26 protein-coding genes are annotated in these 21,622 nt (G+C 52.3%); 12 read left to right on the top strand and 14 right to left on the bottom strand.

Features of this window, described 5'->3' with window-relative positions:
* Positions 1 to 183 precede the first annotated feature (183 nt).
* Positions 184 to 630, top strand: coding sequence for a DUF441 domain-containing protein (locus RT644_RS00295; protein WP_020454039.1), 447 nt, complete (start codon positions 184 to 186; stop codon positions 628 to 630).
* Here RT644_RS00295 and RT644_RS00290 read toward each other — a convergent pair.
* The 5 genes from RT644_RS00290 to RT644_RS00270 form a co-directional block, all read right to left on the bottom strand.
* A complete protein-coding gene (locus tag RT644_RS00290; protein WP_313624964.1) occupies positions 613 to 1,305 on the bottom strand; it encodes an ABC transporter permease subunit in 693 nt (230 codons plus the stop codon). The genes RT644_RS00295 and RT644_RS00290 overlap by 18 nt on opposite strands.
* Positions 1,295 to 2,053 (bottom strand): amino acid ABC transporter permease, encoded by a 759-nt coding sequence (locus tag RT644_RS00285; RefSeq protein WP_313624962.1) that lies wholly within the window; start codon positions 2,051 to 2,053, stop codon positions 1,295 to 1,297. The genes RT644_RS00290 and RT644_RS00285 overlap by 11 nt, the downstream gene beginning before the upstream one ends.
* The gene (locus RT644_RS00280) at positions 2,053 to 2,874 is read right to left on the bottom strand and encodes an amino acid ABC transporter ATP-binding protein (protein WP_313624960.1); all 822 of its coding nucleotides are present in this window, start codon (positions 2,872 to 2,874) and stop codon (positions 2,053 to 2,055) included. The genes RT644_RS00285 and RT644_RS00280 overlap by 1 nt, the downstream gene beginning before the upstream one ends.
* A 2-nt stretch (positions 2,875 to 2,876) precedes the next feature.
* Positions 2,877 to 3,701 carry an ABC transporter substrate-binding protein gene (locus tag RT644_RS00275; RefSeq protein ID WP_020454043.1) on the bottom strand — a complete coding sequence of 275 codons (825 nt, stop codon included), beginning with the start codon at positions 3,699 to 3,701 and terminating at the stop codon, positions 2,877 to 2,879.
* Positions 3,702 to 3,904: 203 nt separating this feature from the next.
* Positions 3,905 to 4,690 (bottom strand): AraC family transcriptional regulator, encoded by a 786-nt coding sequence (locus RT644_RS00270; RefSeq protein ID WP_020454044.1) that lies wholly within the window; start codon positions 4,688 to 4,690, stop codon positions 3,905 to 3,907.
* Between the two features lie 99 nt (positions 4,691 to 4,789).
* On the opposite strand from RT644_RS00270, the gene RT644_RS00265 reads away from it, so the two are divergent.
* On the top strand, positions 4,790 to 5,971 hold the full coding sequence (locus tag RT644_RS00265) for a CynX/NimT family MFS transporter (protein ID WP_269230821.1): 1,182 nt from the start codon (positions 4,790 to 4,792) through the stop codon (positions 5,969 to 5,971).
* A gap of 76 nt (positions 5,972 to 6,047) precedes the next feature.
* Here the strand turns inward: RT644_RS00265 and RT644_RS00260 are convergent, their stop codons facing one another.
* Positions 6,048 to 6,755 (bottom strand): CTP synthase, encoded by a 708-nt coding sequence (locus RT644_RS00260; RefSeq protein ID WP_020454046.1) that lies wholly within the window; start codon positions 6,753 to 6,755, stop codon positions 6,048 to 6,050.
* Between the two features lie 154 nt (positions 6,756 to 6,909).
* On the opposite strand from RT644_RS00260, the gene RT644_RS00255 reads away from it, so the two are divergent.
* Both RT644_RS00255 and RT644_RS00250 read left to right on the top strand, forming a co-directional pair.
* Positions 6,910 to 7,413, top strand: a complete 504-nt coding sequence (locus RT644_RS00255) for a DUF523 domain-containing protein (RefSeq protein WP_313624955.1) — start codon at positions 6,910 to 6,912, stop codon at positions 7,411 to 7,413.
* Complete coding sequence (locus RT644_RS00250; RefSeq protein ID WP_020454048.1) at positions 7,410 to 7,757, top strand: DUF488 domain-containing protein; 348 nt, start codon at positions 7,410 to 7,412, stop codon at positions 7,755 to 7,757. Before RT644_RS00255 ends, RT644_RS00250 begins: the two co-directional genes overlap by 4 nt.
* Here the strand turns inward: RT644_RS00250 and RT644_RS00245 are convergent.
* Positions 7,754 to 8,059: a hypothetical protein gene (locus tag RT644_RS00245; protein ID WP_020454049.1), complete on the bottom strand. Its 306-nt coding sequence runs from the start codon at positions 8,057 to 8,059 to the stop codon at positions 7,754 to 7,756. The two genes, RT644_RS00250 and RT644_RS00245, sit on opposite strands and share 4 nt — an antisense overlap.
* 92 nt (positions 8,060 to 8,151) lie before the next feature.
* On the bottom strand, positions 8,152 to 8,385 hold the full coding sequence (locus tag RT644_RS00240) for a DUF333 domain-containing protein (protein ID WP_313624953.1): 234 nt from the start codon (positions 8,383 to 8,385) through the stop codon (positions 8,152 to 8,154).
* Positions 8,386 to 8,704: 319 nt separating this feature from the next.
* Here RT644_RS00240 and RT644_RS00235 point away from each other — a divergent pair, with 319 nt between their 5' ends.
* The 4 genes from RT644_RS00235 to RT644_RS00225 all read left to right on the top strand — a co-directional run bounded on the left by RT644_RS00235 (position 8,705) and on the right by RT644_RS00225 (position 13,635).
* Positions 8,705 to 9,733, top strand: a complete 1,029-nt coding sequence (locus tag RT644_RS00235; RefSeq protein WP_313624951.1) for a sensor domain-containing diguanylate cyclase — start codon at positions 8,705 to 8,707, stop codon at positions 9,731 to 9,733.
* Between the two features lie 118 nt (positions 9,734 to 9,851).
* On the top strand, positions 9,852 to 9,905 hold the full coding sequence (locus RT644_RS23595; RefSeq protein ID WP_071925284.1) for a hypothetical protein: 54 nt from the start codon (positions 9,852 to 9,854) through the stop codon (positions 9,903 to 9,905).
* 98 nt (positions 9,906 to 10,003) lie between these two features.
* Entirely contained in the window at positions 10,004 to 11,836 is a 1,833-nt protein-coding gene (locus RT644_RS00230) for a sensor domain-containing phosphodiesterase (RefSeq protein ID WP_313624949.1), read from the top strand.
* Between the two features lie 209 nt (positions 11,837 to 12,045).
* Complete coding sequence (locus RT644_RS00225; protein ID WP_160270622.1) at positions 12,046 to 13,635, top strand: methyl-accepting chemotaxis protein; 1,590 nt, start codon at positions 12,046 to 12,048, stop codon at positions 13,633 to 13,635.
* 232 nt (positions 13,636 to 13,867) lie between these two features.
* On the opposite strand, the gene RT644_RS00220 is transcribed toward RT644_RS00225, so the two are convergent.
* Entirely contained in the window at positions 13,868 to 14,722 is an 855-nt protein-coding gene (locus RT644_RS00220; protein ID WP_313624946.1) for a glycosyltransferase, read from the bottom strand.
* A gap of 299 nt (positions 14,723 to 15,021) precedes the next feature.
* On the bottom strand, positions 15,022 to 15,276 hold the full coding sequence (locus RT644_RS00215) for a hypothetical protein (RefSeq protein WP_020454056.1): 255 nt from the start codon (positions 15,274 to 15,276) through the stop codon (positions 15,022 to 15,024).
* A gap of 395 nt (positions 15,277 to 15,671) precedes the next feature.
* Between RT644_RS00215 and RT644_RS00210 the strand changes: the two genes are divergently transcribed.
* The 3 genes from RT644_RS00210 to RT644_RS00200 all read left to right on the top strand — a co-directional run bounded on the left by RT644_RS00210 (position 15,672) and on the right by RT644_RS00200 (position 18,166).
* Entirely contained in the window at positions 15,672 to 17,216 is a 1,545-nt protein-coding gene (locus RT644_RS00210) for a methyl-accepting chemotaxis protein (protein ID WP_313624943.1), read from the top strand.
* Between the two features lie 56 nt (positions 17,217 to 17,272).
* A complete protein-coding gene (locus RT644_RS00205) occupies positions 17,273 to 17,743 on the top strand; it encodes a GNAT family N-acetyltransferase (RefSeq protein ID WP_409521829.1) in 471 nt (156 codons plus the stop codon).
* 108 nt (positions 17,744 to 17,851) lie between these two features.
* Positions 17,852 to 18,166 (top strand): PTS cellobiose transporter subunit IIB, encoded by a 315-nt coding sequence (locus RT644_RS00200; RefSeq protein WP_313624939.1) that lies wholly within the window; start codon positions 17,852 to 17,854, stop codon positions 18,164 to 18,166.
* A gap of 63 nt (positions 18,167 to 18,229) precedes the next feature.
* On the opposite strand, the gene RT644_RS00195 is transcribed toward RT644_RS00200, so the two are convergent.
* Both RT644_RS00195 and leuE read right to left on the bottom strand, forming a co-directional pair.
* Positions 18,230 to 18,520, bottom strand: a complete 291-nt coding sequence (locus RT644_RS00195; RefSeq protein WP_313624937.1) for a hypothetical protein — start codon at positions 18,518 to 18,520, stop codon at positions 18,230 to 18,232.
* 16 nt (positions 18,521 to 18,536) lie between these two features.
* Positions 18,537 to 19,175, bottom strand: a complete 639-nt coding sequence (gene leuE, locus RT644_RS00190) for a leucine efflux protein LeuE (protein ID WP_313624935.1) — start codon at positions 19,173 to 19,175, stop codon at positions 18,537 to 18,539.
* A 552-nt stretch (positions 19,176 to 19,727) separates the two neighbouring features.
* Between leuE and RT644_RS00185 the strand changes: the two genes are divergently transcribed.
* Positions 19,728 to 19,967 carry a DinI family protein gene (locus RT644_RS00185; RefSeq protein ID WP_313624933.1) on the top strand — a complete coding sequence of 80 codons (240 nt, stop codon included), beginning with the start codon at positions 19,728 to 19,730 and terminating at the stop codon, positions 19,965 to 19,967.
* A 71-nt stretch (positions 19,968 to 20,038) separates the two neighbouring features.
* Here RT644_RS00185 and tolA read toward each other — a convergent pair whose 3' ends face one another.
* Together tolA and RT644_RS00175 are read right to left on the bottom strand one after the other, a co-directional pair.
* Complete coding sequence (gene tolA / locus RT644_RS00180) at positions 20,039 to 20,458, bottom strand: cell envelope integrity protein TolA (RefSeq protein ID WP_020454064.1); 420 nt, start codon at positions 20,456 to 20,458, stop codon at positions 20,039 to 20,041.
* A gap of 301 nt (positions 20,459 to 20,759) precedes the next feature.
* Positions 20,760 to 21,260, bottom strand: a complete 501-nt coding sequence (locus RT644_RS00175; RefSeq protein ID WP_313624931.1) for an anti-virulence regulator CigR family protein — start codon at positions 21,258 to 21,260, stop codon at positions 20,760 to 20,762.
* Positions 21,261 to 21,622: the final 362 nt, after the last annotated feature.

The raw sequence follows: 21,622 nt of genomic DNA, 5'->3' as shown, positions 1-21,622 counted from the left end.
GTCGGTGCCTAATTCATATCTCTGAATTATGAATTGTTGATGACAATTCAGCTGACTTTTGATTAAAAACCGCCCTTCGCTTCTGGCAACTGCCTGAAATTATCTGCCTGCACGAAAAAAGCCTGTTTCATCACCGGTTTATGCGTAGAGTAAACAGGTTTCTTTGTTGGCAAGGAATTTCTGATGTTTGATACCACGCTGTTTATTCTGCTGGCGCTCGCGGCGCTGGGTTTTGTCAGCCATAACACCACCGTTGCGGTCTCTATTCTGGTGTTGATCATTGTACGCATCACCCCGCTCAATACCTTCTTTCCGTGGATTGAAAAGCAGGGGCTGACCGTTGGCATTATTATCCTCACCATTGGCGTGATGGCGCCGATCGCCAGCGGCTCATTGCCGCCCTCGACGCTGCTGCACTCGTTTGTGAACTGGAAATCGCTGGTGGCGATTGCGGTTGGCGTTTTTGTCTCGTGGCTGGGTGGACGCGGCGTAACGTTGATGAGTTCACAACCGTCGCTGGTAGCGGGATTACTGGTCGGCACCGTGTTGGGTGTGGCCCTGTTCCGGGGCGTTCCGGTCGGGCCACTGATTGCTGCAGGGTTGGTTTCGCTGCTAATTGGCCGGCAGTGAGTGACGCCGCTGCCACTGTTTGACCGCAAACTCCAGCGCGCTGCACAGCAGGTAATAGACCAGGCCGGTGAAGACAAACAGCGCAGCAGGATAGACCTGCACCCGGTTATTCACCTGGCCTGCGACTGTCGTCAGTTCCGGTACGTTGACAATAAACGCCAGCGAGGTGTCTTTCAGCAGCGCGATAAGCAAACCGATATACGACGGCAACGCGTTGCGTAACGCCTGCGGCAACAGCACCAGCCACAGGATTTGCGCACTGCCAAACCCGCTACTGAGCGCGGCTTCGTACTGCCCTTTCGGCAACGCCCCAAGCGCGGCAAGGGTCGAATACATCACCGCCGCCGAGGTAAACCACGCCAGCGCCAGCGTTACGGTCACCGCACCGGGGAGATCGGCACCGGTTAACCATGGCAGTAAAAACCACAGCCAGAAGATCACGAAGATCAGCGGAATGCCGCGAATCAGCTCCGCCCAGAGAAAGAGCACTTTGCGTGGCCAGCCGCGAAACCGCCATGCGCAGCACGCCAGCAGCACACCACCGGGAAACGCCAGAATCGCCGCGCCGACGGTCATCAGCAGCGATAACAGTACCCCGCCCGGCTCGCCCTGCGCCGCTCGCCCCCACAGTAAGTAATCGAGGTTATCGGTGATCACGGTGATATTAGCGATCATGTTGCCCCTCCGCTGCACGGCGCAGCGCCCGCCAGTTACGTGGCAGGTTGAACAACACGCTCATCACCAGCCCCAGCAGTAAATAGAGCGCGCTGCCGATGGCAAACGCTTCCAGCGCGTGGGCGTTAAAACTCTCGATCTGCCGGGTCTGGTAGGTTAATTCCCCCAGCCCGATACCGGTCGCCAGCGAAGAGAGCTTCATCAGATTCAGATACTGCCCCAATACCGGCTGCCAGGCATTTTGTAGTCCCTGCGGCAGCAGCACCCAGCGGAACAACGCCAGCGGGCTAAACCCCTGCGATTGCGCGGCTTCAACCTGTCCACGCGGCACCGCGTGCAAACCCGCCTGGATCTCTTCAACCAGAAAGGCCGCGGTAAACAGCCCCAGCGCCCAGGCCGACGAGAGAAACTCTGGCGTCAACCACCAGACATCGCCTGGCAAAATGCTGAACGCGTGATCGTCGTTAACGTACTGGCGGAAACTCTGCGGCAACACATTCCAGGCGGCGAAATACCAGAACAATAGCTGCACCAGAAGCGGCGTATTGCGAAACAGCGATACCCACGCCTCCACCGCGCCTCGCCCGACCTTGCCACCGGCCAGACGCAGCGCCAGCAGCAGTATCGTTAATACCGTCGCCAGTACGCTTCCCGCTACGGTAACCCAGATGGTGGTAAGAAAACCGGAAATGATCCATTGTGCGGGCTGCCCGGTCAGCACGCCCGCCCAGTCGAGATGCAGCGCCATTACAACTCCTTGCTATCCGCGTGCAGCGGGTTGAGCACTTTCTGTAAAAAGCGCTGCGCGCGCGGGTGCTGCGGGGCAGAAAAGAATTGCGCCGGTGCTGCCTGCTCAAGGATTTCGCCCCCGTCGATAAAGATCACGCGATCGGCGATTTCACGGGCAAACTGCATCTCATGGGTCACCACCATCAGCGTAATGCCGCTGTGCGCCAGCGATTTCATCACCTGCAGCACTTCGCCGATCATCTCCGGATCAAGCGCCGAGGTTGGCTCATCAAACAGAATGATATGCGGATCGGCGGCCAGCGTGCGGGCGATTGCCACGCGTTGCTGTTGCCCGCCGGAAAGCTGCGCCGGATAGTGATGCGCTTTATCCTGCAAACCAACGCGCGCCAGCAGCGCCAGCGCGATGGCCTGCGCCTCGGCGGCGGTTTTGCCGTGAATACGGCGTAACGCCAGAGTAATGTTATCCAGCGCGTTGAGGTGGGCATAAAGATTAAACTGCTGAAAAACGAAACCGACATGGCGGCGCAACTCGCGAAGCTGGCGCCCTTTCAGTTGGCTGGTCGGCTGACCGTCAACATAGATCTCCCCGCCGCTCAGGGTTTCGAGCTGGTTAATCAAACGGATAAGCGTTGATTTACCGGAACCCGAAGGCCCGCACACCGCCAGCACTTCGCCGGCGGCAACCTGTAAATCAATCGACTTTAATACCACGTTGTCTCCGTAGCGTTTGCTCGCCTGGCGAAACTCCACCGTGCCTTTCGCCACGGGCAACACCTCTGTGGCATCCGCCACAGAGGTAGAAAACAGACCTGCCAGCATAGTTACTTCGCTTCTATGGTAAAGCTGCGTGGAGCGGGCGTTTTGGTTTGCGGACCAAACCAGGTATCGTAGATTTTTGCCGCTTCGCCGTTTTTCTCAAGGTTGACCAGTTCAGTATTCACCGCGTTAAGCAATGCGGTTTCGCCTTTACTCACACCGACACCGATCTCCTCTTTGGACAACAAGTCCGGCAGGATTTTGAATTTCGCTTTATCCGGCGCTTCCGCCAGCAAACCGGCCAGAATGGTGCTGTCCTGAGTGATGGCCTGCACGTTGCCGTTACGCAACGCGGTCAGCGCCAGCGGGATATCGTCATAAGCCAGCACGCGAGATTGCGGGAAACGCTGGTGCAGCGTCTGCTCGCCAGTAGTGCCTTTAACCGCGCCAATGCGCGCTTTGCTGTAGGCGTCCAGCTTATCGGCCGCAGCAGCCGGTACGAGGAATTGCTGGCCGGTGACAAAATACGGCGTGGAGAAGTCGATCACCTGCGCGCGTTCCGGGGTGATGGTGATATCCGCAACGATCAAATCCACTTTGCCGGATTGCAGCAGCGGAATGCGGTTCGCCGGGTTCGTCGCCACCAGTTGCAGTTTTACGCCGAGGCTTTTTGCCAGCGCTTTGGCAAAATCGACGTCATAACCCACGATGTCATGGGATTTCGCATCGATAGCGCCGAACGGTGGGTTGGCATCAAAGGTCGCCACTTTGACGACGCCTGCGGCTTTGATATCCGCCAGTTTGTCCGCGTGCGCGGAAAAAGAGAGCGCTGAAAGCAGCGCCAGGGCGCTGATTGCGCCTGTTTTTTTCGTATGTGATGAGGTTGCCATGCTAATCCTTATGCCCTGTTATTGTGTTAACGCAGCGCTAAGGTCACACAACCTTATTCATCAGACAAATATCAAAAAGTGCATTGATTATCCGTAAAAGTTATTAAAAACAAACCTTCCATACTTACTGCTTATCTTGCCCGTCCTGGCAGAACAAACATGCTAAATCCACATAAAAACAACGGAATAGAGAGCAGAAAATGTCACGCTTCGCCGAGCGCCGCCAGGTAACGCCCCGGCGTCTGCCCAAGCCCCTTTTTAAACATGGTGATAAACGCGGTCGTCGAGTCATACCCGAGCGCCTGCGCAATGTGCTGCACCGGATGGCCGTCAATTAATAACCGTAGCGCGAGGATCAACTGCATCTGGTGCCGCCAGCGACGAAAGCTTAACCCCGTTTCCCTGACGACCAGCCGCGCCAGATTGCGCTCGCTCATGGCAAACACCTGCGCCCACTGCGCCAGTGTCTGCCTGTCTGCCGGATTGCTTTCCATGCTGTCGACCATCTGGCGGATCTTCGGGTGTGCGGAAACCGGAAGCTGTAAGTGCATTTGCGGCTGTGCCGGCAGTTCATCAAACAGCACCTGCACCAGCCGCTGGGTGGCGGGTTGCCGCCGCTGGGCAGGCGTGCGCGTGGCTAATGTGAGGATCAATTCGCGTACCAGTGCTGAAACTTTGAGCGTACAGCAGTGATCCGGCATCACTACCGACCAGGGTTCAATAAACAGGAAACAAAGCTGCGCATTCGCCGTGGCGCGGTTACTGTGCAGCACCTGCCCGGGAAGCCACATCGCATGATGCGGCGGCACCATCCAGCGGGCATGTTCGACCTCGCAGGTAATCGCGCCTTTCAACGCCAGAATGAGTTGCCCTTTGCGATGGTGATGCGCCGGGATCAATTGTTCACTCTCTTCAACGGTGATGCTGAATGCCACCGCCATTTCCTGCTGGCTATCCGGATCGTAACCGCCGAGCCCAAGTCCGTGCATTAATTTGTCCGACTTTAGCGATAAAGTGTCATTCTAGCTTGATTCAAACCGGAGAAAAAAACGTTATCGTAGCGGCCTGTTATTTTTTCAGAGAAGACAATGACTAACAGCCTCCCCTCCCGCGGTAAGCAAAGCGTGCTGCTGATTGCCGGGATCCTGATGATTGCCACCACGCTGCGCGTCACCTTTACTGGCGCAGCGCCGCTGCTGGATGCGATTCGCGCGGAATATGGGTTAACCACCGCGCAAACCGGCATGCTCACCACCCTGCCACTGCTGGCTTTTGCCTTGATATCGCCGCTGGCGGCCGGTGTGGCGCGCCGTTTCGGCATGGAACGCAGCCTGTTCGCGGCGATGGTGCTGATTTGCCTTGGTATCGCCCTTCGTTCCCTGCCCTCAGCACTGCTGCTGTTTACGGGTACAGCGATCATCGGCTGCGGGATCGCACTCGGCAACGTGCTGCTGCCGGGGATAATAAAACGCGACTTCGCCCAACATGTGGCGAAACTGACAGGCGCTTACTCACTCACCATGGGCGCAGCGGCGGCGCTCGGCTCGTCGGTCGTTGTGCCGCTGGCGCAATACGGTGCAGGCTGGCATGGCGCATTATTGATGCTGATGATCTTTCCATTACTGGCGCTGTTGCTGTGGCTCCCCCGGCTGCGCCACGGCGCTCCTGCGGCACTCAGTAACGCCGGCGCGCTGCATAGTCGCAGGATCTGGCGCTCCTGGCTTGCCTGGCAGGTCACGCTGTTTTTAGGGATCAACTCATTAATCTATTACATCGTCATTGGCTGGCTGCCGTCGATTCTGATAGCGCACGGCTTCAGTGAAGCGCAGGCGGGATCAGTACATGGCATTCTGCAACTGGCGACAGCAATGCCGGGGCTGCTGGTGCCGCTGGTGCTGCACCGGTTGAAAGATCAGCGCGGTATCGCTGTCGTGGTCGCGCTGCTGTGTGCTGTCGGTTCACTGGGATTGTGGCTGGTACCGGAACATGCCACGCTCTGGACCCTTGTTTTTGGCTTTGGCTCCGGCGCGACGATGATCCTCGGGTTAACGTTTATCGGTCTGCGTGCCAGCTCCGCTCACCAGGCGGCCGCGCTTTCCGGTATGGCGCAATCGGTCGGTTATCTGCTGGCGGCTTGCGGGCCGCCGCTGATGGGGAAAATTCATGATGCCAGCGGCGACTGGCATCTTCCGCTGCTGGCCTGTGCCGTGTTATCGGTGGTTATGGCGGTTTGCGGGGCATTCGCCGGGCGCGATCGCGAAATGGCGTAAGGCGTGCCAGCCACTCACCACCGCTTCCGGAGGTGGTTCAGAGGTAGAAAAAAAACAGGCCCGCAGGCCTGTTTTTTTATTCACATGCCGCGCGCAGCATCGCCTGAACCAGCGGTACCGGACGCCCGGCGAGCGCCGCGCGTTCATGCTGGAACAAAGTGGCAACAAAAAACGGGTGCGTCACCAGCTCCACGGCACGGATCTCTCCGTCTTCATCCCAACCGGTAACCCGCAGATCGCCACTTTCCAGTTCGCGGGCAAACTCTTCTGCTACACCAAAGCTGCACCGGTAGGCTTCTTCAATCAGTTCACGACCATAAGCGCGGGCAATTAACGTGTTAGGTCGCAGTTCGATAGCACCGTTTTGGTCCACCAGCGCACAGGTCAGCGGCGTGATCACCATCCGGCCGACGTTTTCCGTTTCGGCGTGCGCCGCATCTGCCCAGCCCAGTACATTGCGGGCATATTCAATGACCGCATGCTGGAAGCCGCCGCACGTCCCGAGGAACGGCACCGCGTTTTCACGTGCGTATTTAATGGCGATAAACGCGCCATTGGCGTTTTTATAGGGGCTTCCCGGTACAACCCAGATGGCGTCATAGCCAACCAGATCTTCATCGCTGTTGATTTCGCTGGTGGGTAACCAGTCGTAATCCGCGGTGATTTCCAGCACGGCAGCGGCATCATCAATCGCCAGTGGGATCGCCTGATGTGCAACAACATCGTGGCTGTAATCGCCGACCAATGCGATGCGTAATGTTTTTTTCGGAGGAATGTGATGCATGAAAGTGTCCTTATGCCGGAGCGGATAACGAATAACATAAGGAATATCACATTAGCTGTCTTTTAATGTAATCACAACACCTTAAAATCAGCAGGCATATATCATGCAAAATTATGAAAAAATAGTTTTCCGGCAAGGCATTAGGGCAAATGAGATGCACCAAACTAAAATTCTTGTCAGCGCGTGCCTGATGGGTTTCAACGTGCGTTACAACGGCAGTGCTAAAGCGGCGCTACATGAGGCGCTACGACGCTGGCAGCAGGAAGATCGTCTGGTGATCCACTGTCCGGAACTGGCCGCCGGTTTACCCGTGCCGCGAAGACCGGCGGAAATTATCGCCGGCCACGGCGCAGACGTGATGCGTGAACAGGCGCGGATTGTCGAAAACGATGGGCGGGACGTTACCGCACACTATCAGTTAGCCGCCTGGCTGGCGCTGCAGGCTGCGCAGAACGCGGGATGTCGCGCAGCCCTGCTCACCGATGGCAGCCCCACCTGCGGCAGCCAGTTTATCTATAATGGAACCTTTAGCGGCACGCGTCGGCAAGGTATGGGCGTAGCGGCCACGCTACTGGAAGAACACGGCATTCGCGTCTTTTCCGATCGGCAATTACCGGCGCTGGTGGCGTGGATTGAAGAGATGGAGAGGTCACAATGATCCAGTGCAAACGGGTATATGATCCCGCCGCCGATGACGACGGCTATCGGGTGTTAGTCGACAGGCTCTGGCCGCGCGGCATCAGGAAAACGGATTTGGCCTGCGATGAATGGAATAAAACGCTGGCACCATCAACAGAACTGCGCAAAGCGTTTCACGGCGAAGCCATTGATTTCGCCGCGTTCAGTGAAAGCTACCGTCAGGAACTTGCCGCGCAGGAAGAGGCAGGAAAAACGCTGGCGGCACGCGGGAAAAAAGGTACCGTGACGCTGTTATACGCGGCAAAAAACAGTGAGCAGAACCACGCGCTGGTGCTGGCTCAGTGGCTGCGCTCGCTGGCTTAACCGATAACGCGCTCGCGCACATCCTGAGGTTCGCTGTCCGGCTGCAGCGGCATCAGATGTTCGGCGCGCACAAACGCGAAGCCATGCTGACCATCAAAAGCGGTCACATCGCCGGTCACCAGCCACAGCGCACGCGCGGCATTACGTGGCATTTCTGTTACCACGCCGTTCACCGGATTAAGAAAACGCTCGCCGGGCTGACACAGCCCAAAAAGCTCAACGGATTTGCCAATATTGCTGCGGCCATTGGCGGTTTGGGCACCGATAATTAAAGCCGGGCTGCCCGGACGTAACTGGAACATGCTTCTCTCATGCGCTCCCGCGCCAGCTGAAAATAGGATAATTCTGAGGGAGAAGTGTACCCTGGCGACCCGGCGATTGTCACGTGGTGCGATTACGGGTGATCGCGCCGCCACAGCGCCCATTCATCGATCACTTCGCCGCCCGGCAATTTGCACTCGGTGCGTACGCCTTGTGGGCTTTGCACCGGCACGCGCTCGCCGCCCCGCTGCTGGCAATAAACCGCCGCCGGGTTAGCCATACCGATTTGTGTGGGGCGGGGAGATTCAGGCTGTGTGGCAGAACACGCCGCGAGAACAACAGGTAACGCCAGTAACCAATAACGCATCTTTTTTTCCTTAAATCGCCTGTAAACCGCTTTCCAGCATAGCCATGCAACAGCGATATCTCCATGATTTCTCCATTCTTACTGCACTTTCAGCGGGTATAGTTAGCCTCGTTCTCACCCATGACCAGAGAACATCATTCCGTAATCAATGAGTTTTTTGCCCCGCTTCATCAACGGGGCTTTTTTTCGTTCTCGCCTGCAACTTTTTAATGCCACCCCGCTACGATATGTAAATCATGTTTTTTTCATGATTTAATGACGCGCCATAAAATCTTCAGCTTTAATGTCCATATCACCAGGGCACAGGAGTAAAAAAGTCATGTCCGATTTCATTCTCGCCCGTGTCTCTGAAACGCTGTCAAAAGAACACTCGCTTGAAGGGCTAGTTCGCCAGTTTCTGGAAATGCTGGAAATGGTGACAGATATGGAATCGACGTACTTAACGAAAATTAGTGACAACCCCCGCCTGCAGCACATTGTCTATTCCCGCAACAGTAAACAGCTTGATATCCCGGAAGGGTTCTCCCTGCCGTGGGGCGATAGCCTGTGCAAACGCGCACTGGATGATGGCTGCCCGTTCAGCAATGACGTAGCCAACCGCTGGAAAGATTGCGAAGCGGCGCAAGCGCTGGGCATCACCACCTATTTAAGTACCCCGGTGCATCTGGCCGACGGTTCGCTTTATGGCACGTTATGCGCTGCCAGCCATGCCAGAAAATCACTGAGCATGCGTGGTAAACAGGTCCTGCGACTGTTTGCCAGGCTGATTGCGCAATTCATTGAAAAAGAGAGTCTCGTTGATCAGTTGCGCGAAGCTAACGCGGCGCTGATCGCCTACTCCTATACCGATGCGCTGACCGGGCTACCCAACCGGCGCGCTATCTTCGAAAATCTCGCGACGCTATTTTCCCTCGCCCGCCATCTGGAAATGCACGTGATTATCGCTTTTATCGATCTTGATAATTTCAAAGGCATCAATGACCAGTTGGGACATGAAGCTGGCGATCAGTTTCTGGTTGAAGTGGGTAAACGGCTGGCGACGGATCGCGGTAAAGACGATATCGTCGGGCGTCTTGGCGGTGATGAGTTTTTACTTGCCTGCCTGGGCGGGCCGCTGAAGCAGGCGGAAGGTATCCATTTGACGTCGCTGAAAAAGAGCCTCGACAAACGCATTACCGGCGAATATCAGCTCGGGGAAAAACGAATTTTCTACCCGGGCGCCAGCGTGGGCGTCATCGAAATCAACCCGAAATTGACCGATGCCGAGGGTGCGTTACAAGCGGCAGATGAAGCGATGTATCACGTGAAGAAGAATAAAGAAAAAAAACCTTTTATTCGTCTCGATTAAGCATATCTCTGTGATATACAGGCTTGAGAAAAATCTCATTTTCTTCTATTTCTTATACAATTGATTTCTGGCGATTATCGCCAGCAAAGGAGTTTTCGTGAGAAAGACAACCATCATTATGCTCGTCGTGGCGGTTATTGCTGTGGCCGGAACCCAATTCGGTTGGTGGTAATTGCGCGTCAGGATTTTTATTAAGCGGTAAGCCTAAGCGCATGATGGAGTCATCTGAACAGAACACCACCGTCTCATTGATTTGGGCAGGAGCTCGCTATGTTCACTGGTCTCAAAAAAAGCGAAAGCAAACGGCTTGCCGCACTGGAGCTGCTGAGTAAGGAAGATAAATCCCGCGATGCAGCACTAGCCGAGTTTGCGCGTCTGGCATGTGAAGTGATGGGCGTCGAAGGATGTTTTATCACAACATTCGACGACGAATATCAATATATCAAATATGTTAAGAATATCCCGATTGAGCACGTCAAAATTCGTATCGAACAGACCATGTGCCAATATTCGCTGCACGGTTGCCAGACCGTTATTAGTTCCGATACCCGGCTCGATGAACGATTTAATCATCAACCTTTGGTAAAAAGCGGCAATATTCTTTTTTACGCGTCGGCACCAATGATAAATAAAGACGGCACGGTGCTGGGCACGTTATGTGTCAGTCATCCTGAAATTTATACGCCGACATCACGCCAGATAACCAATTTCCACCGCGTCGCCGCGCTCGCCACCGTTTATCTTGAATCCTGCTATACCATTGGGTTAATCGATGCCCTCACCGGTTTACCGAATCGTCAGTTTCTGGTGAAAGAGATGGAGCGACTGACGCTGGAAAAAACGAGCGGCAGCTACGCCCTGATGATTTTTGACTGTATTGATATGCCGCGCGCGTATGAATTATCCCGCTACCTGGGCGTGGAAGCGCTGGAGAAGATGCTGCGCAGTTTCGGGCCACTGCTGCGCTTGCGCTTAAAGCTGAAAGAAGAGACCACGCTGTATGCTTTCACCACCGGGCGCTACGCTGTGCTGGTCGATATGGACTATGCGCTGACGCTGGCAAAACGGGCGGAAAAATTGCCTGGAATAAAGGCGAAAATCACCGGCGACATCGATATCAATCTGACGATCCACGCAGGCTATGTGAAATTTTCGCCGCAGGACGATAACGTGCAGGAGATTGTACGCCAGGGCATCAGCGCGCTGCATGAATCAATCCGCGAAAAGATCCGGGTGTTGCAGTTCAACCCGATTCTCGATCACAAGCGGAATAAAGATTTTAAGCTGCTCTACGATCTCAGCGAGGCAATCAAAGCCACCGATCAGCTCTACCTCGTTTTTCAACCTAAGATTTCGCTGCGTTCTGGCAAAACCGAAGGCGTGGAAGCGCTGTTACGCTGGAAGCACCCGGAACTGGGACAGATCTCACCGGCAGTGATTGTGGCGCTGGCGGAAAAAACCACGCTGATGACGGACTTGACGCAGTGGGTGATTAAATCGGTGATTTCTCAGCTTAAGCAGTGGAAACAGCAAAGTATTCTGCTGCCGGTGTCCATTAACGTCACGGTCAGTGATTTTTCGCGCCCCGGATTTGCCGATGAACTGGAACAGAACGTGCTGGCCGCCGGACTGTTCACCTCGGATGTGCGTATTGAATGCCTGGAGACCGAGAAAGTGCTGGAAAGCGATCCGGCACTGGAAGAACTTGATCGTTTAAAATTGCTTGGCTTTACCATTTTGCTGGATGACTTTGGCGCAGGATACAGCAATATCAGTTATTTACGCCGCATTCCCATCGATGTGATTAAGCTTGACCGTTCGCTGGTAAGCCAGGTCACCACTGACACCGGCAGCCGGATTATCGCCCGCAACGTCATTATGATGCTCAAAGAGTTGCATTATGTGGTGCTGGCGGAAGGGATTGAAGATCTGGAAACCGCGCGAATGCTTGCTGAATACGGCTGCGATGAAGCGCAGGGTTATCTTTTCTCACGTCCGCTATCACCCGAGGAGATCCCGGCCTGGCTCGCGGATAACAAACCGTTCCGCTTATTATCGAAGATGGCGACAGAGCCGCAGCAGCAACATTTGTACGGTTCGTAATGCCGATAAATTAGCCTGACTGTTGTATTTCCCAACAGTCAGGCTTTGTCACGAAAATGTCATAAAAAACCGATCACATTCCGCTTCAAGTAGTTAACTCAAATTCTGCGTGTTTACTGCCCTTCCCTCATTAAAGCTGTGCTTAAACCCGTCGATATTGCTGTGTGCGCTCTTTTTTGCGCCTCACTGACTATGGGAAGTATCGATTGATGAAACTCAACCATCTCACTATCGGGCAACGGCTCGGTTTCCTGGCGGCCATTCTTTTACTGGCAACGCTGTTTATGGGTATTCGCGGGTTGTCGATTAACGCCAGCGGATTAGTACAAAACCAACAGATCATGGCCACGGAGAAGGTGGTTGCGGAGAGTATCGACACGGCCCGCAACGCGCAGGTGCAGTTTAAGATTCAGGTGCAGGAGTGGAAAAACACCCTGCTGCGCGGCACGCAGGGACAACAAGCGTTCGACAAGTATAAAAACGCCTTTGTCGAACAGAGCCAGAAAACGCAGGCGCTGTTGAAAACGCTCAGCGAACTGCTGCCGCAAATTGGGCTGCCCAATACCGAGGCCATCAAAACCATCAATTTACACGCTGAACTGGAAAGCCATTATCTGGCTGCACTGCAGCAATACAGTGTTCAGGACGCCACCAGCGCCCAACGCGTCGATCATCTGGTGACAGGAATCGATCGTGAACCGACACGGATGATTGATGAGATGGTCGCCAGCACGCTGAAACAAGCGGAGCTTATCCGTGCGCAGACCGACGCGAGTAATCATGAGCATTACCAGCAAACACGCCTGATGCTCATGCTGGTAATGGCGTTCACGTTGATGGTCGGCATGCTGATCACCTGGTGGCTGATCCGCAGTATCACTCACCCGCTGGCACAGGCGGTATCGGTTGCCCGCAATGTCGCAGCCGGTGATTTACAGTCTGCTATCGTGGTATCCGGGCGCGATGAAACCGCCGAACTGATGCAAGCCCTGCAGGAGATGAACGGTAATCTGACACGCATCGTTACCGGCGTGCGTTCCGGCACCGAAACGATTGCCGGTGCGTCGCAGCAAATCGCCAGCGGCAGCCGTGAGCTTTCGTCGCGTAATGAAGCGCAGGCCAGCGCGCTGGAACAGACGGCGGCATCGATGGAAGAGCTCACCTCGGTGGTAAAAAACAACGCCGAGAATTCGCGTGTTGCCAGCGATATCACCCGGGAAGCGACCCGTGTGGCAAACCAGGGCGGGGAAGTGGTGGAAAAAGTTGTCACCACGATGAGTGAAATTAATCAGCTCTCCGGCGAAATCAGCAACATTATTGGCGTAATTGACAGTATCGCCTTCCAGACCAATATCCTGGCGCTGAACGCTGCCGTGGAAGCCGCACGCGCAGGAACCGAAGGCCGCGGCTTTGCGGTTGTCGCCTCTGAAGTTCGTGCGCTGGCACAACGTTCCGCGACAGCGGCGAAAGAGATCAGTGATTTGATCCAGCGCTCAGTCAGTCGTATTGATGAAGGCAATACGCTGGTGAAAAACGCCGGTAACGCCATGGATGAGATCATGCAAAGCGTGGGACGCGTCAGCCAGCTAGTGGAGACGATTTCACTGGCCAGTAATGAGCAAAGTACGGGCATCGATCAGGTACACATCGCTATTACCCAGATGGATGCCGCCACGCAGCAGAACGCTACGCTGTCGCAGGAATCTTCAGCCGCCGCGCACGCGATGCAGCAGCAGGCTGAGAATCTGCTGGAGATGGTGCAAATTTTCAAACTGCATGAGCAGCGCATCCCGGCATAGCTCCTGATGACCAGCTCCGGGCACGGCTCCGGGTTGGTCAATCAGCAATAGTGATGAATTAATACGCTGATCATAAATTTTATCAATCCAACCGCAGAAAAATTTGCGTTTGCGCACTTTATGCCTACAGGTTATAAAGTGCGCAAGTGATGGATATACGCTTTAACAATCTCAAAAAATCTTCGCTGGCAGTTTTGATGTCGAAACTGCCATCTTTCTTTTACTTTTCTCTTCAGGTACAACGCGACTTCAGCTTGCTCAGCACCTTCCTGCTCTCATTAATTGTATTTTTCTTTAAACGCCAGAACGGAAAAACAAAAGCGCGCCAGAGTAAATAATAGAAATGATCCGCTCCGGTCAACGTAACAACAGGCGTTCGTAATTTGCTGTAGTGGCTTGCATTAAATTGCTTAATGACTTTTTTACTGACGTTGCGATAGACCAGCCCCACGTCACGGTGATTTTCCCGCTGACGAAAACGCTCACACTTACGCACTTTTTCTATACCCAGCGTAAACGGAATTGGCCCGGTGGTATTTAACACCCCCCGCATTCCGACACCATAGCGCCACGGCTTATAGCGTTTAAGCCGCTCAACGACCTCATCAATAACAGCTTTAATATAAGGTGAAGCCGGAGCGACAATAATATTCCATTGCTGGTACTCGCCATTTTTCAGAAAAGCGAGTTCTTCATGTTTGCCCATATTATTATCGCAACCCTGCGGTTTATTATCCCAGTTACATAATAATATTTCGCAATCTGGCGGAATAACTTCGCTAAACGGAACAGTGCAAGAGCTTTTGATATCTAAATAAACGCCACCTTCACGATACATCAATAAATAGCGAAAAAAATCCGCGCGCGCAGCGCCATACTGCGGATTTATTTTTTCATATAATGCCAGCATCTCCTGACCATAATGCTCATGCAGATAGGCCAGCATTTTTCTCTCGTCGTAAAAATAATATTCCCAGCCGGGATTTAATTGCCTGAGACTGTCTATGGAGGCATGCACCTCTGCCGGTAGCGCTGCCATCCCCCGGGTGTAGACCTGGTGGATCTTATGCGGGATCGTATTCATCATCTATCCTAAGCTCATTAACTTTAAATACCTGAAAGGTAAAAACATAAAAACGGCTAAAGTATGAGAAAAAAGATAATGCGTTAATCTGACATTAGCATTACGCAGAGTCGGATAATTGTCTTGCAGAATCGTCTGCAACTGCCCTTGCCTGTTCTCAGTCAAGAGAGAGGAAATTTAACTTAAAGTTCTGCATGACCACGGAAAAACGGCTTTCCCGGTAGGAAAATGCCCGGTCCGGAAAAAAGTGAAGGGTTGCGTCAGCTCGCCCGGCAGAGGCGAGCCACGCTCGCTATTGCGGTTTAATGCGTACGCAGGATATAGCTTATCGCATCCTGTTCCGATAGCCCGTACCCCTTCATAAAAACATCCATCGACTCATCCTGCGTCTCATTGAATAACGTTCCGCCGCCGCTGGTCTGCAGCTCGCCGGACACGACATCGCCCCTTTCGACATCGTAGCTCCCCAGTAGCTCCGCGACAGCGAACTCGCCGTTCTCATCGCGGATAACAATAAACCCAATGCGGTGTTCGTGATGAACGACATTACCTTTCATATGAACAATCCTTTCGTTGTTGTTCATTTCAGATTAGCTGAATCCGTACGCAGCGGAAATGCTCATTGCTGTATTTAGTGAGCCAGAGAACGATTCAGCTATTTATTTATGTGCCTTATCTTAAATATTCGTCAGCACACTAACTATCTGGCATGTTCACAAACGGCCTTTCTGACCAGGCGATAAAAATTCCAGATATATAATGTTTTTTCAATCTAACCATAATTAAAGCACTTTTATTTTGTATGGCTATGTTTATGGCGCAAAACCTCTTTTTGTTTTACGGTTATCAGAAGTGCGTCAAAAAATATAAAGCTCAGAGTGAACCATGCCGTAAATAGATATAAGAATTTAGCAATATCCCACGCCCGTCCTTTTTCCCGAGAATACTCACTATGCGCAACAATGAACCCGTTACACAGCAAGAGTACGTTTTCGATAATGATGCAACGTTAATGTCCACCACCGATCCGGACAGTTACATCAATTATGCCAATGATGCATTTATTGATGTCAGCGGCTTCTCACTGGAGGAGATCAAAGGCCAGCCGCACAATCTGGTGCGCCATCCGGATATGCCAAAGCAGGCGTTTGCCGATATGTGGTCGACATTGAAACAGGGAGAACCCTGGACAGCACTGGTAAAGAACCGCCGCAGTAATGGCGATCATTACTGGGTGCGCGCTAACGCGATTCCGGTGATTCGCCAGGGCAAAGTGAAAGGCTACATGTCGGTGCGTACCCGGCCAGCGGCAGAAGAAGTTACTGACGCCGAAGAGGTTTATCGCCAGTTTCGTGAAGGCCAGGCGAGCGGCCGGCGTTTCCATAAAGGGTTAATTATCCGCACGGGCCTGATGCGCTGGCGCTCCCTGTTTGTCACTATGCCTCTGCGCTGGCGGTTACGTTCGGCGTTGATCATCGCGTTGCTATTCAGCCTTGCCGCTGCCTGGGGTCACGATCTGACGCCCGGTCAACTGGTCAGTTTCGCCAGTTTTATGACGCTCCTGCTGCTGTTTATCAATATCTGGCTGGAGCTGCAAATTGTCCGCCCGATTGAGCGCTTGTACCGCCAGGCTTTACAGGTGGCGAGTGGCGAAGCACATCAAGTCGATCAACCCAATCGGGTAGATGAAGTCGGTATGACATTGCGCGCGATAAGCCAGCTCGGCCTGATGTTTCGCTGGCTGGTCAACGATGTCAGCGGCCAGGCGATGACCGTGCTGAAAGCCTCGGAGTCTCTGAGACAAGGCAATGATGACCTGAGCCGCCAGACAGAACAGGCGGCGGCGAACGTTGAGCAAACGGCCGCGACGATGAACGAATTAACCGCCACGGTAAAAAGTAACCGGGAAACCGCCGCCGAAGTCACCGCCTTGTCACAAGGTACGCGCGATGCCGCACGGCAAGGTGGCCAGGTAATGCACCAGATGATAGAAATGATGACGGCGATTGCAGAAAGCTCACGGCAAATCGCCAGTATCACCAGTATTATCGACAGTATCGCCTTCCAGACCAACATTCTGGCGCTGAACGCGGCAGTTGAGGCGGCGCGAGCGGGTGAACAAGGTAAAGGTTTTGCCGTTGTCGCAGGAGAGGTACGCAGTCTGGCGCAGCGTAGTGCGCGAGCCGCCAGCGAAATCAAAGCATTGATTGAGAATAGCGTGACGCATGTTAATTCCGGCAGCCAACTGGCGGACGACGCGGGAAAAACCATGAAGGAGATCGTTGAGCAAGTGCAAAATGTGACCTCGCTGATAGCGCAGATCAGCGCGGCAACCGCCGAGCAGGCAACGGCGTTGAGTGAAGCCAGCCTGGCGGTGGAAGATCTGGATAAGATCACCCACCAGAATGCACAACGAGTACAAGAAGGGGCGGAAGCAACCGGTCGCCTGAACCAGCAGGCCATTCGCCTGGCGGAAGCGATATCGGTGTTCCGGTAACCCTTTGCAAAGCGAGCTCCGGGTGAAAACGCCCGGAGAATACATTGAGGTCGAAAATGATTCGGTTACGTCCCATGTCAGCGGCTGAATTCGCTGATTTTATTGCTTATTTTATCCCTGATTATGCTACAGAAATTGCAGCAAATTACCGTTTATCCCAGGATGAGGCGACAGAACAAGCCAGGCGAGAAATCGAAACCAGTTTGCCGGAGGCGCAGAAAACACCCGGCCATTCATTGACAACGATTACGCTTGTCGACAACGGCATGACCCGGATTGTGGGATCGCTATGGTACAGAGCCGACTTTATCGATAAATCCGCTTTTATTTATGATTTTTACCTGCGTCCTGCCTTTCGCGGCAAAGGCTTGGGAAGCCAGGCAATGCAATCTCTGGAGTCAAATCTTCGCGCGGCGGGGATTCGGCAAATTAAACTTCGCGTGGCGGCCGAAAACGAACATGCCAGAAAAGTGTATGAAGCGAATGGTTACCAGATTACTGGCTATAACATGAATAAACTGCTTTGAATTATGCCTGCATAAACTTTCGTATTAGGTGGTGTAAACCTGGATATTGCGCTCATTTTCTCGTCAACAGTGGGCATAGTGTGGTCGCAATTACCACAGGAGGCACCTATGAAAAAACTATTAATATGTTGTCTTTTTGGCAATACCGCCACATCACTGGCCAAAAAGATGCAAAAAGCGGCTAATGAACATGGTTATCCCCTGCTCGTCAGCGCTGTCGGCGTGGATAACTTCGCCAGCGTCGCCCCTGCTTTTGACTGTTTTTTGGTTGCGCCGCACATCCAGTACAAACTTGATGAACTCAAAAGCCACATTGCTGAAGAAGCACCGATTGCCATCATTGAAAGTTACCCTTTCGCGTCGATGGATGGAGAAAAAGTATTGAGATTTGTAATGGATCGTATGCCTGAATTAACACAGTGAACCCGTCAAAACCACGTCTTCGGACGTGGTTTTTTCAGCAATCAGGTTATTGCACTGGAATAATTATTTGCGACAAAGATAAGCGACCACCATTTTCAAAAGATGGATAGCCACGGGTAACAAGACAATGAGCTGGAAAAAATGAACAGCATAGATTGAAAACTGCATCACGCCCGGCGCGGTTAAATAATTTATCACCGGCGTATAAATCACCACTTGCCACGCCAGCAGATACAACCCCATCAACAGCGCAAAAACCACAACGCTATAAAGCAGAAATGTGGCCAGTTGTTTTCCGCTCAATGCATGGCTACGGCGAAAAGCATTTCGGTAAGCCGCGATGTAGAAACGCATCTCTATTGCCTCAGGTTCAGGATTGCAGCGTTGCCAGGCGTGTGGCGAAACCAACAAAAACCAGCCCCAGCAGTGAGTTACCCAACCGGGTGAGCTTTTTCCTGGTTTTTACCCACTGTGTGAGATACGAACCGGAAACGATCAGGAAACTGAAATAGCAGAAACTGATCAACTCCAGCGTACTGGCGAGAATAAAGAATGACATCCCTGGTTTTGCAAAGGTAATGTCGATAAATTGCACAAAGAAGGAGACATAAAACAAAATCGCTTTCGGATTCGTCAGGCTTAATATCAGCGCCCGCTTGAAGATATCGCCTTTATGCACGTCATGATCGCCCTCTTCTTTCGCGCCGCGTTTGAGCGTGGTGTACAACATTCTGACGCCAAGGTAGAGCAGATAAAACGCCCCAAGATAGCGAACGATGTTGAATAATACCGGCGTGGTTTTAATCAGCGTGGCAACGCCTGCATAGGCCAGAAACATCAGGACCGCATCACCAATAAACACGGCACTCGCTGCAACGTAGCCATTTCGTAATCCATGGGCAACACTGGTTTTCAATACAAAAAAGGTATTCGGCCCCGGCAATAAAATGATGAAAATAGCACCGATAAAATAAGACCAGTAACTAAGAACTCCATATTCGGCAAACACAACAACTCCTGTAAAACAATACATAAAACTTATAGATACAACAGTATCACACCGCCGCCGCGGCGCACAGGAGTACGCACAAAATGCGGTTGAAGCGTAGATTAGCGCTGCCGATAATTGCTCAATGTGCCTGCCGAAAGCAGGTTTTAAGTTAAATTAACTACGTTAATGCTCGTCTTCATTATTAAGCGGATATATGTCTTTATCACCGGTCTGGTAATGAAATATAGTCAGGTGCTCAATGTTAATGCCGCCATGCCCGACATGAACCCGATCGCTAAAAATAGTGCGTTTTAGACCATCCCGAAGATCTATCAGGCTTGTGACGGCATTCGTTCCAGCATGAGATAAACGGTGAGCATTTTAAAAAGGAAGAGAGTGTCAATTAAACACGACTGACCATCCTGCCTCGTGTGGGATTTTTTTGTGCAACGCCTTCCATCACTGCCCAAAGATCGCCCCCTCGTTAAACGCAAAAGGATTCTTTGCTTGAATACTGGCTTTTCATCCAGTATAAGTGCTGTACGAAAAAACAGTGAAAAGGGCTGCCTTGTGTTTGTTGAACTGGTTTATGACAAGCGTAATGTTGCGGGTTTACCCGGCGCTAAAGAGATTATCCTCGAAGAACTAACTAAACGTGTGCACCGCATCTTTCCTGATGCCGACGTGCGCGTAAAACCGATGCAGGCCAATGGCCTGAACAGCGACGCCAGCAAAAGCGATCGTGAAAAGCTCAACCGTATGCTTGAAGAGATGTTTGAAGAGTCGGACATATGGCTGGTGCAGGAGTAATTTTCTCCCCCCTGCACCGGCAGGCAATAGTGAAAAAGCGAGTCCTTATCTATGCGCTCCTGCTTTCCCCATTACAGTTTGAATTCCAGCGTCGCGTTTTTTAAGGCCGCATACGCCGCTGGTGAAGGTGGTTTCGGGAGTCTCGCTTGCGTGACAGCGATAATAGCCGCGCGGCAAAGCGCTAGATCGCCGCTTATCGGCCGCGCATCTTCTAAAGCGCCATTCTCAGCAAGACTGATTTGCAGCGTACATGATTTCCCTGCGTAACGATCCCCCTCAAAAAGGTGGCTTTCAGTCGCCGATTTGATCTGCCCTGCATAGCGGTTGATATCGCTTTCCGCCGCGGTTACCTGTGTCCCTTTATACCCGGCAAACATGTTATCGACCTTATCGTTCCCCCCTGCGCGCTGCGTTGCAGAACCGGTCTTGGTGCAACCCGGGAGTAATAATGACGTTACCAATAGCACCGCATATCCGGCGTTAATTTTCATTATCTTCCTTTGTAAGGCTTATTTTATAAAAGGGAACAATTTAACAAATAGCGACCGGCAATTATATTCCGCCGGCCTGGATTTGCCTTAAGTCAAAAAAATATTCTACTCGTCTGTCATCACCCTAAGCGTAGAGCTCATTGAGCAGTGGAAGGTAATTTTCAATCCTTGCCTTTTCGTCTGAAAAACGCCAACGCTGAGACGGACTTGTTAAGTATTCACAGAGTTCGCGTCTTTCTTTTTCCGGCGTATAAAAAAGCCCCGCAGGTTGCGAGGCTTTGTGGGTAAAACGTGAGCTGTATTAATTAAAAACACCATTGATGATCGCGGTAACAATAGCGGTGCTCAGCGCGACCAGAACCAGATCATCTCCGACAATGCGCCACTCATAACCCGGATAGTAAGGCAGTTGGCCAAGCATGGAGGCCGGTACTGCTTTTTTCGCAATCCCCGGAGGCAAGGGTTTGCCACGGGCAAGATTTTTCGCAATCCCCGGCGGGAGAGACTGATAGCCGGTCAGGCCGTAATTGACTGCCAGGGAACGGGCACGCGAGGCACTAATATCTGACTCAACATGGTCCGGCTTTCCATAGTTTTTACGGTTAACCTGGTCATCGGAAGAAGGGTTATTACTTTTATTAGCATGGTTACTGCTATTGCCATGATTGCCGTTACTGTTGCCATGACCGCCGCCATTTCCATTACCATTTCCGTTTCCCGGATTTGCGAATACAGGCGTGGAAAATACGGCCAACGAAATCACCGCCGCAAGTGCAGCATTAAGAGTGCGACGTTTAAACATGATCTTTATACCTCTAAAGTAAGCACACATTATTAGAGTAAATAGTATTTATTGCCTCAACCATATAGCGGATTCTTATTTTTAATTAGGCTGGTATATAACCATAAAAAAACGGGAACCAACCGGGCCCTGTTCTTATTTACCCCAGAAACTGGATCACATGTGCACGATAATCGGGTCGCTCATGCCTTTGTCAATCTGATCTGCAGACTCAACCTAGCCCATGTGGCGTAATAATGGTTGATGAGACTATCTATATCCTATTGATAAAAATAACGAATTTCCGCTCTCGATATGTTGAGTTTACAATGAGTAATAACCCTATGATTATAAAAGCTTTTTTTGATAACCACTTTTTGTCA

Source organism: Kosakonia sp. (assembly GCF_032104925.1).
Lineage (GTDB): Bacteria > Pseudomonadota > Gammaproteobacteria > Enterobacterales > Enterobacteriaceae > Kosakonia.
The sequence above is the reverse complement of the archived record's forward strand: the minus strand, read 5'-3'. Positions and strand labels throughout refer to the sequence as shown.

Coding starts and splice junctions, on each gene's coding strand:
- RT644_RS00295 (WP_020454039.1), top strand. CDS start 184: ATGTTTGATACCACGCTGTTTATTCTGCTGGCGCTCGCGGCGCTGGGT.
- RT644_RS00290 (WP_313624964.1), bottom strand. CDS start 1,305: ATGATCGCTAATATCACCGTGATCACCGATAACCTCGATTACTTACTG.
- RT644_RS00285 (WP_313624962.1), bottom strand. CDS start 2,053: ATGGCGCTGCATCTCGACTGGGCGGGCGTGCTGACCGGGCAGCCCGCA.
- RT644_RS00280 (WP_313624960.1), bottom strand. CDS start 2,874: ATGCTGGCAGGTCTGTTTTCTACCTCTGTGGCGGATGCCACAGAGGTG.
- RT644_RS00275 (WP_020454043.1), bottom strand. CDS start 3,701: ATGGCAACCTCATCACATACGAAAAAAACAGGCGCAATCAGCGCCCTG.
- RT644_RS00270 (WP_020454044.1), bottom strand. CDS start 4,690: ATGCACGGACTTGGGCTCGGCGGTTACGATCCGGATAGCCAGCAGGAA.
- RT644_RS00265 (WP_269230821.1), top strand. CDS start 4,790: ATGACTAACAGCCTCCCCTCCCGCGGTAAGCAAAGCGTGCTGCTGATT.
- RT644_RS00260 (WP_020454046.1), bottom strand. CDS start 6,755: ATGCATCACATTCCTCCGAAAAAAACATTACGCATCGCATTGGTCGGC.
- RT644_RS00255 (WP_313624955.1), top strand. CDS start 6,910: ATGCACCAAACTAAAATTCTTGTCAGCGCGTGCCTGATGGGTTTCAAC.
- RT644_RS00250 (WP_020454048.1), top strand. CDS start 7,410: ATGATCCAGTGCAAACGGGTATATGATCCCGCCGCCGATGACGACGGC.
- RT644_RS00245 (WP_020454049.1), bottom strand. CDS start 8,059: ATGTTCCAGTTACGTCCGGGCAGCCCGGCTTTAATTATCGGTGCCCAA.
- RT644_RS00240 (WP_313624953.1), bottom strand. CDS start 8,385: ATGCGTTATTGGTTACTGGCGTTACCTGTTGTTCTCGCGGCGTGTTCT.
- RT644_RS00235 (WP_313624951.1), top strand. CDS start 8,705: ATGTCCGATTTCATTCTCGCCCGTGTCTCTGAAACGCTGTCAAAAGAA.
- RT644_RS00230 (WP_313624949.1), top strand. CDS start 10,004: ATGTTCACTGGTCTCAAAAAAAGCGAAAGCAAACGGCTTGCCGCACTG.
- RT644_RS00225 (WP_160270622.1), top strand. CDS start 12,046: ATGAAACTCAACCATCTCACTATCGGGCAACGGCTCGGTTTCCTGGCG.
- RT644_RS00220 (WP_313624946.1), bottom strand. CDS start 14,722: ATGATGAATACGATCCCGCATAAGATCCACCAGGTCTACACCCGGGGG.
- RT644_RS00215 (WP_020454056.1), bottom strand. CDS start 15,276: ATGAAAGGTAATGTCGTTCATCACGAACACCGCATTGGGTTTATTGTT.
- RT644_RS00210 (WP_313624943.1), top strand. CDS start 15,672: ATGCGCAACAATGAACCCGTTACACAGCAAGAGTACGTTTTCGATAAT.
- RT644_RS00205 (WP_409521829.1), top strand. CDS start 17,273: ATGATTCGGTTACGTCCCATGTCAGCGGCTGAATTCGCTGATTTTATT.
- RT644_RS00200 (WP_313624939.1), top strand. CDS start 17,852: ATGAAAAAACTATTAATATGTTGTCTTTTTGGCAATACCGCCACATCA.
- RT644_RS00195 (WP_313624937.1), bottom strand. CDS start 18,520: ATGCGTTTCTACATCGCGGCTTACCGAAATGCTTTTCGCCGTAGCCAT.
- tolA (WP_020454064.1), bottom strand. CDS start 20,458: ATGAAAATTAACGCCGGATATGCGGTGCTATTGGTAACGTCATTATTA.
- RT644_RS00175 (WP_313624931.1), bottom strand. CDS start 21,260: ATGTTTAAACGTCGCACTCTTAATGCTGCACTTGCGGCGGTGATTTCG.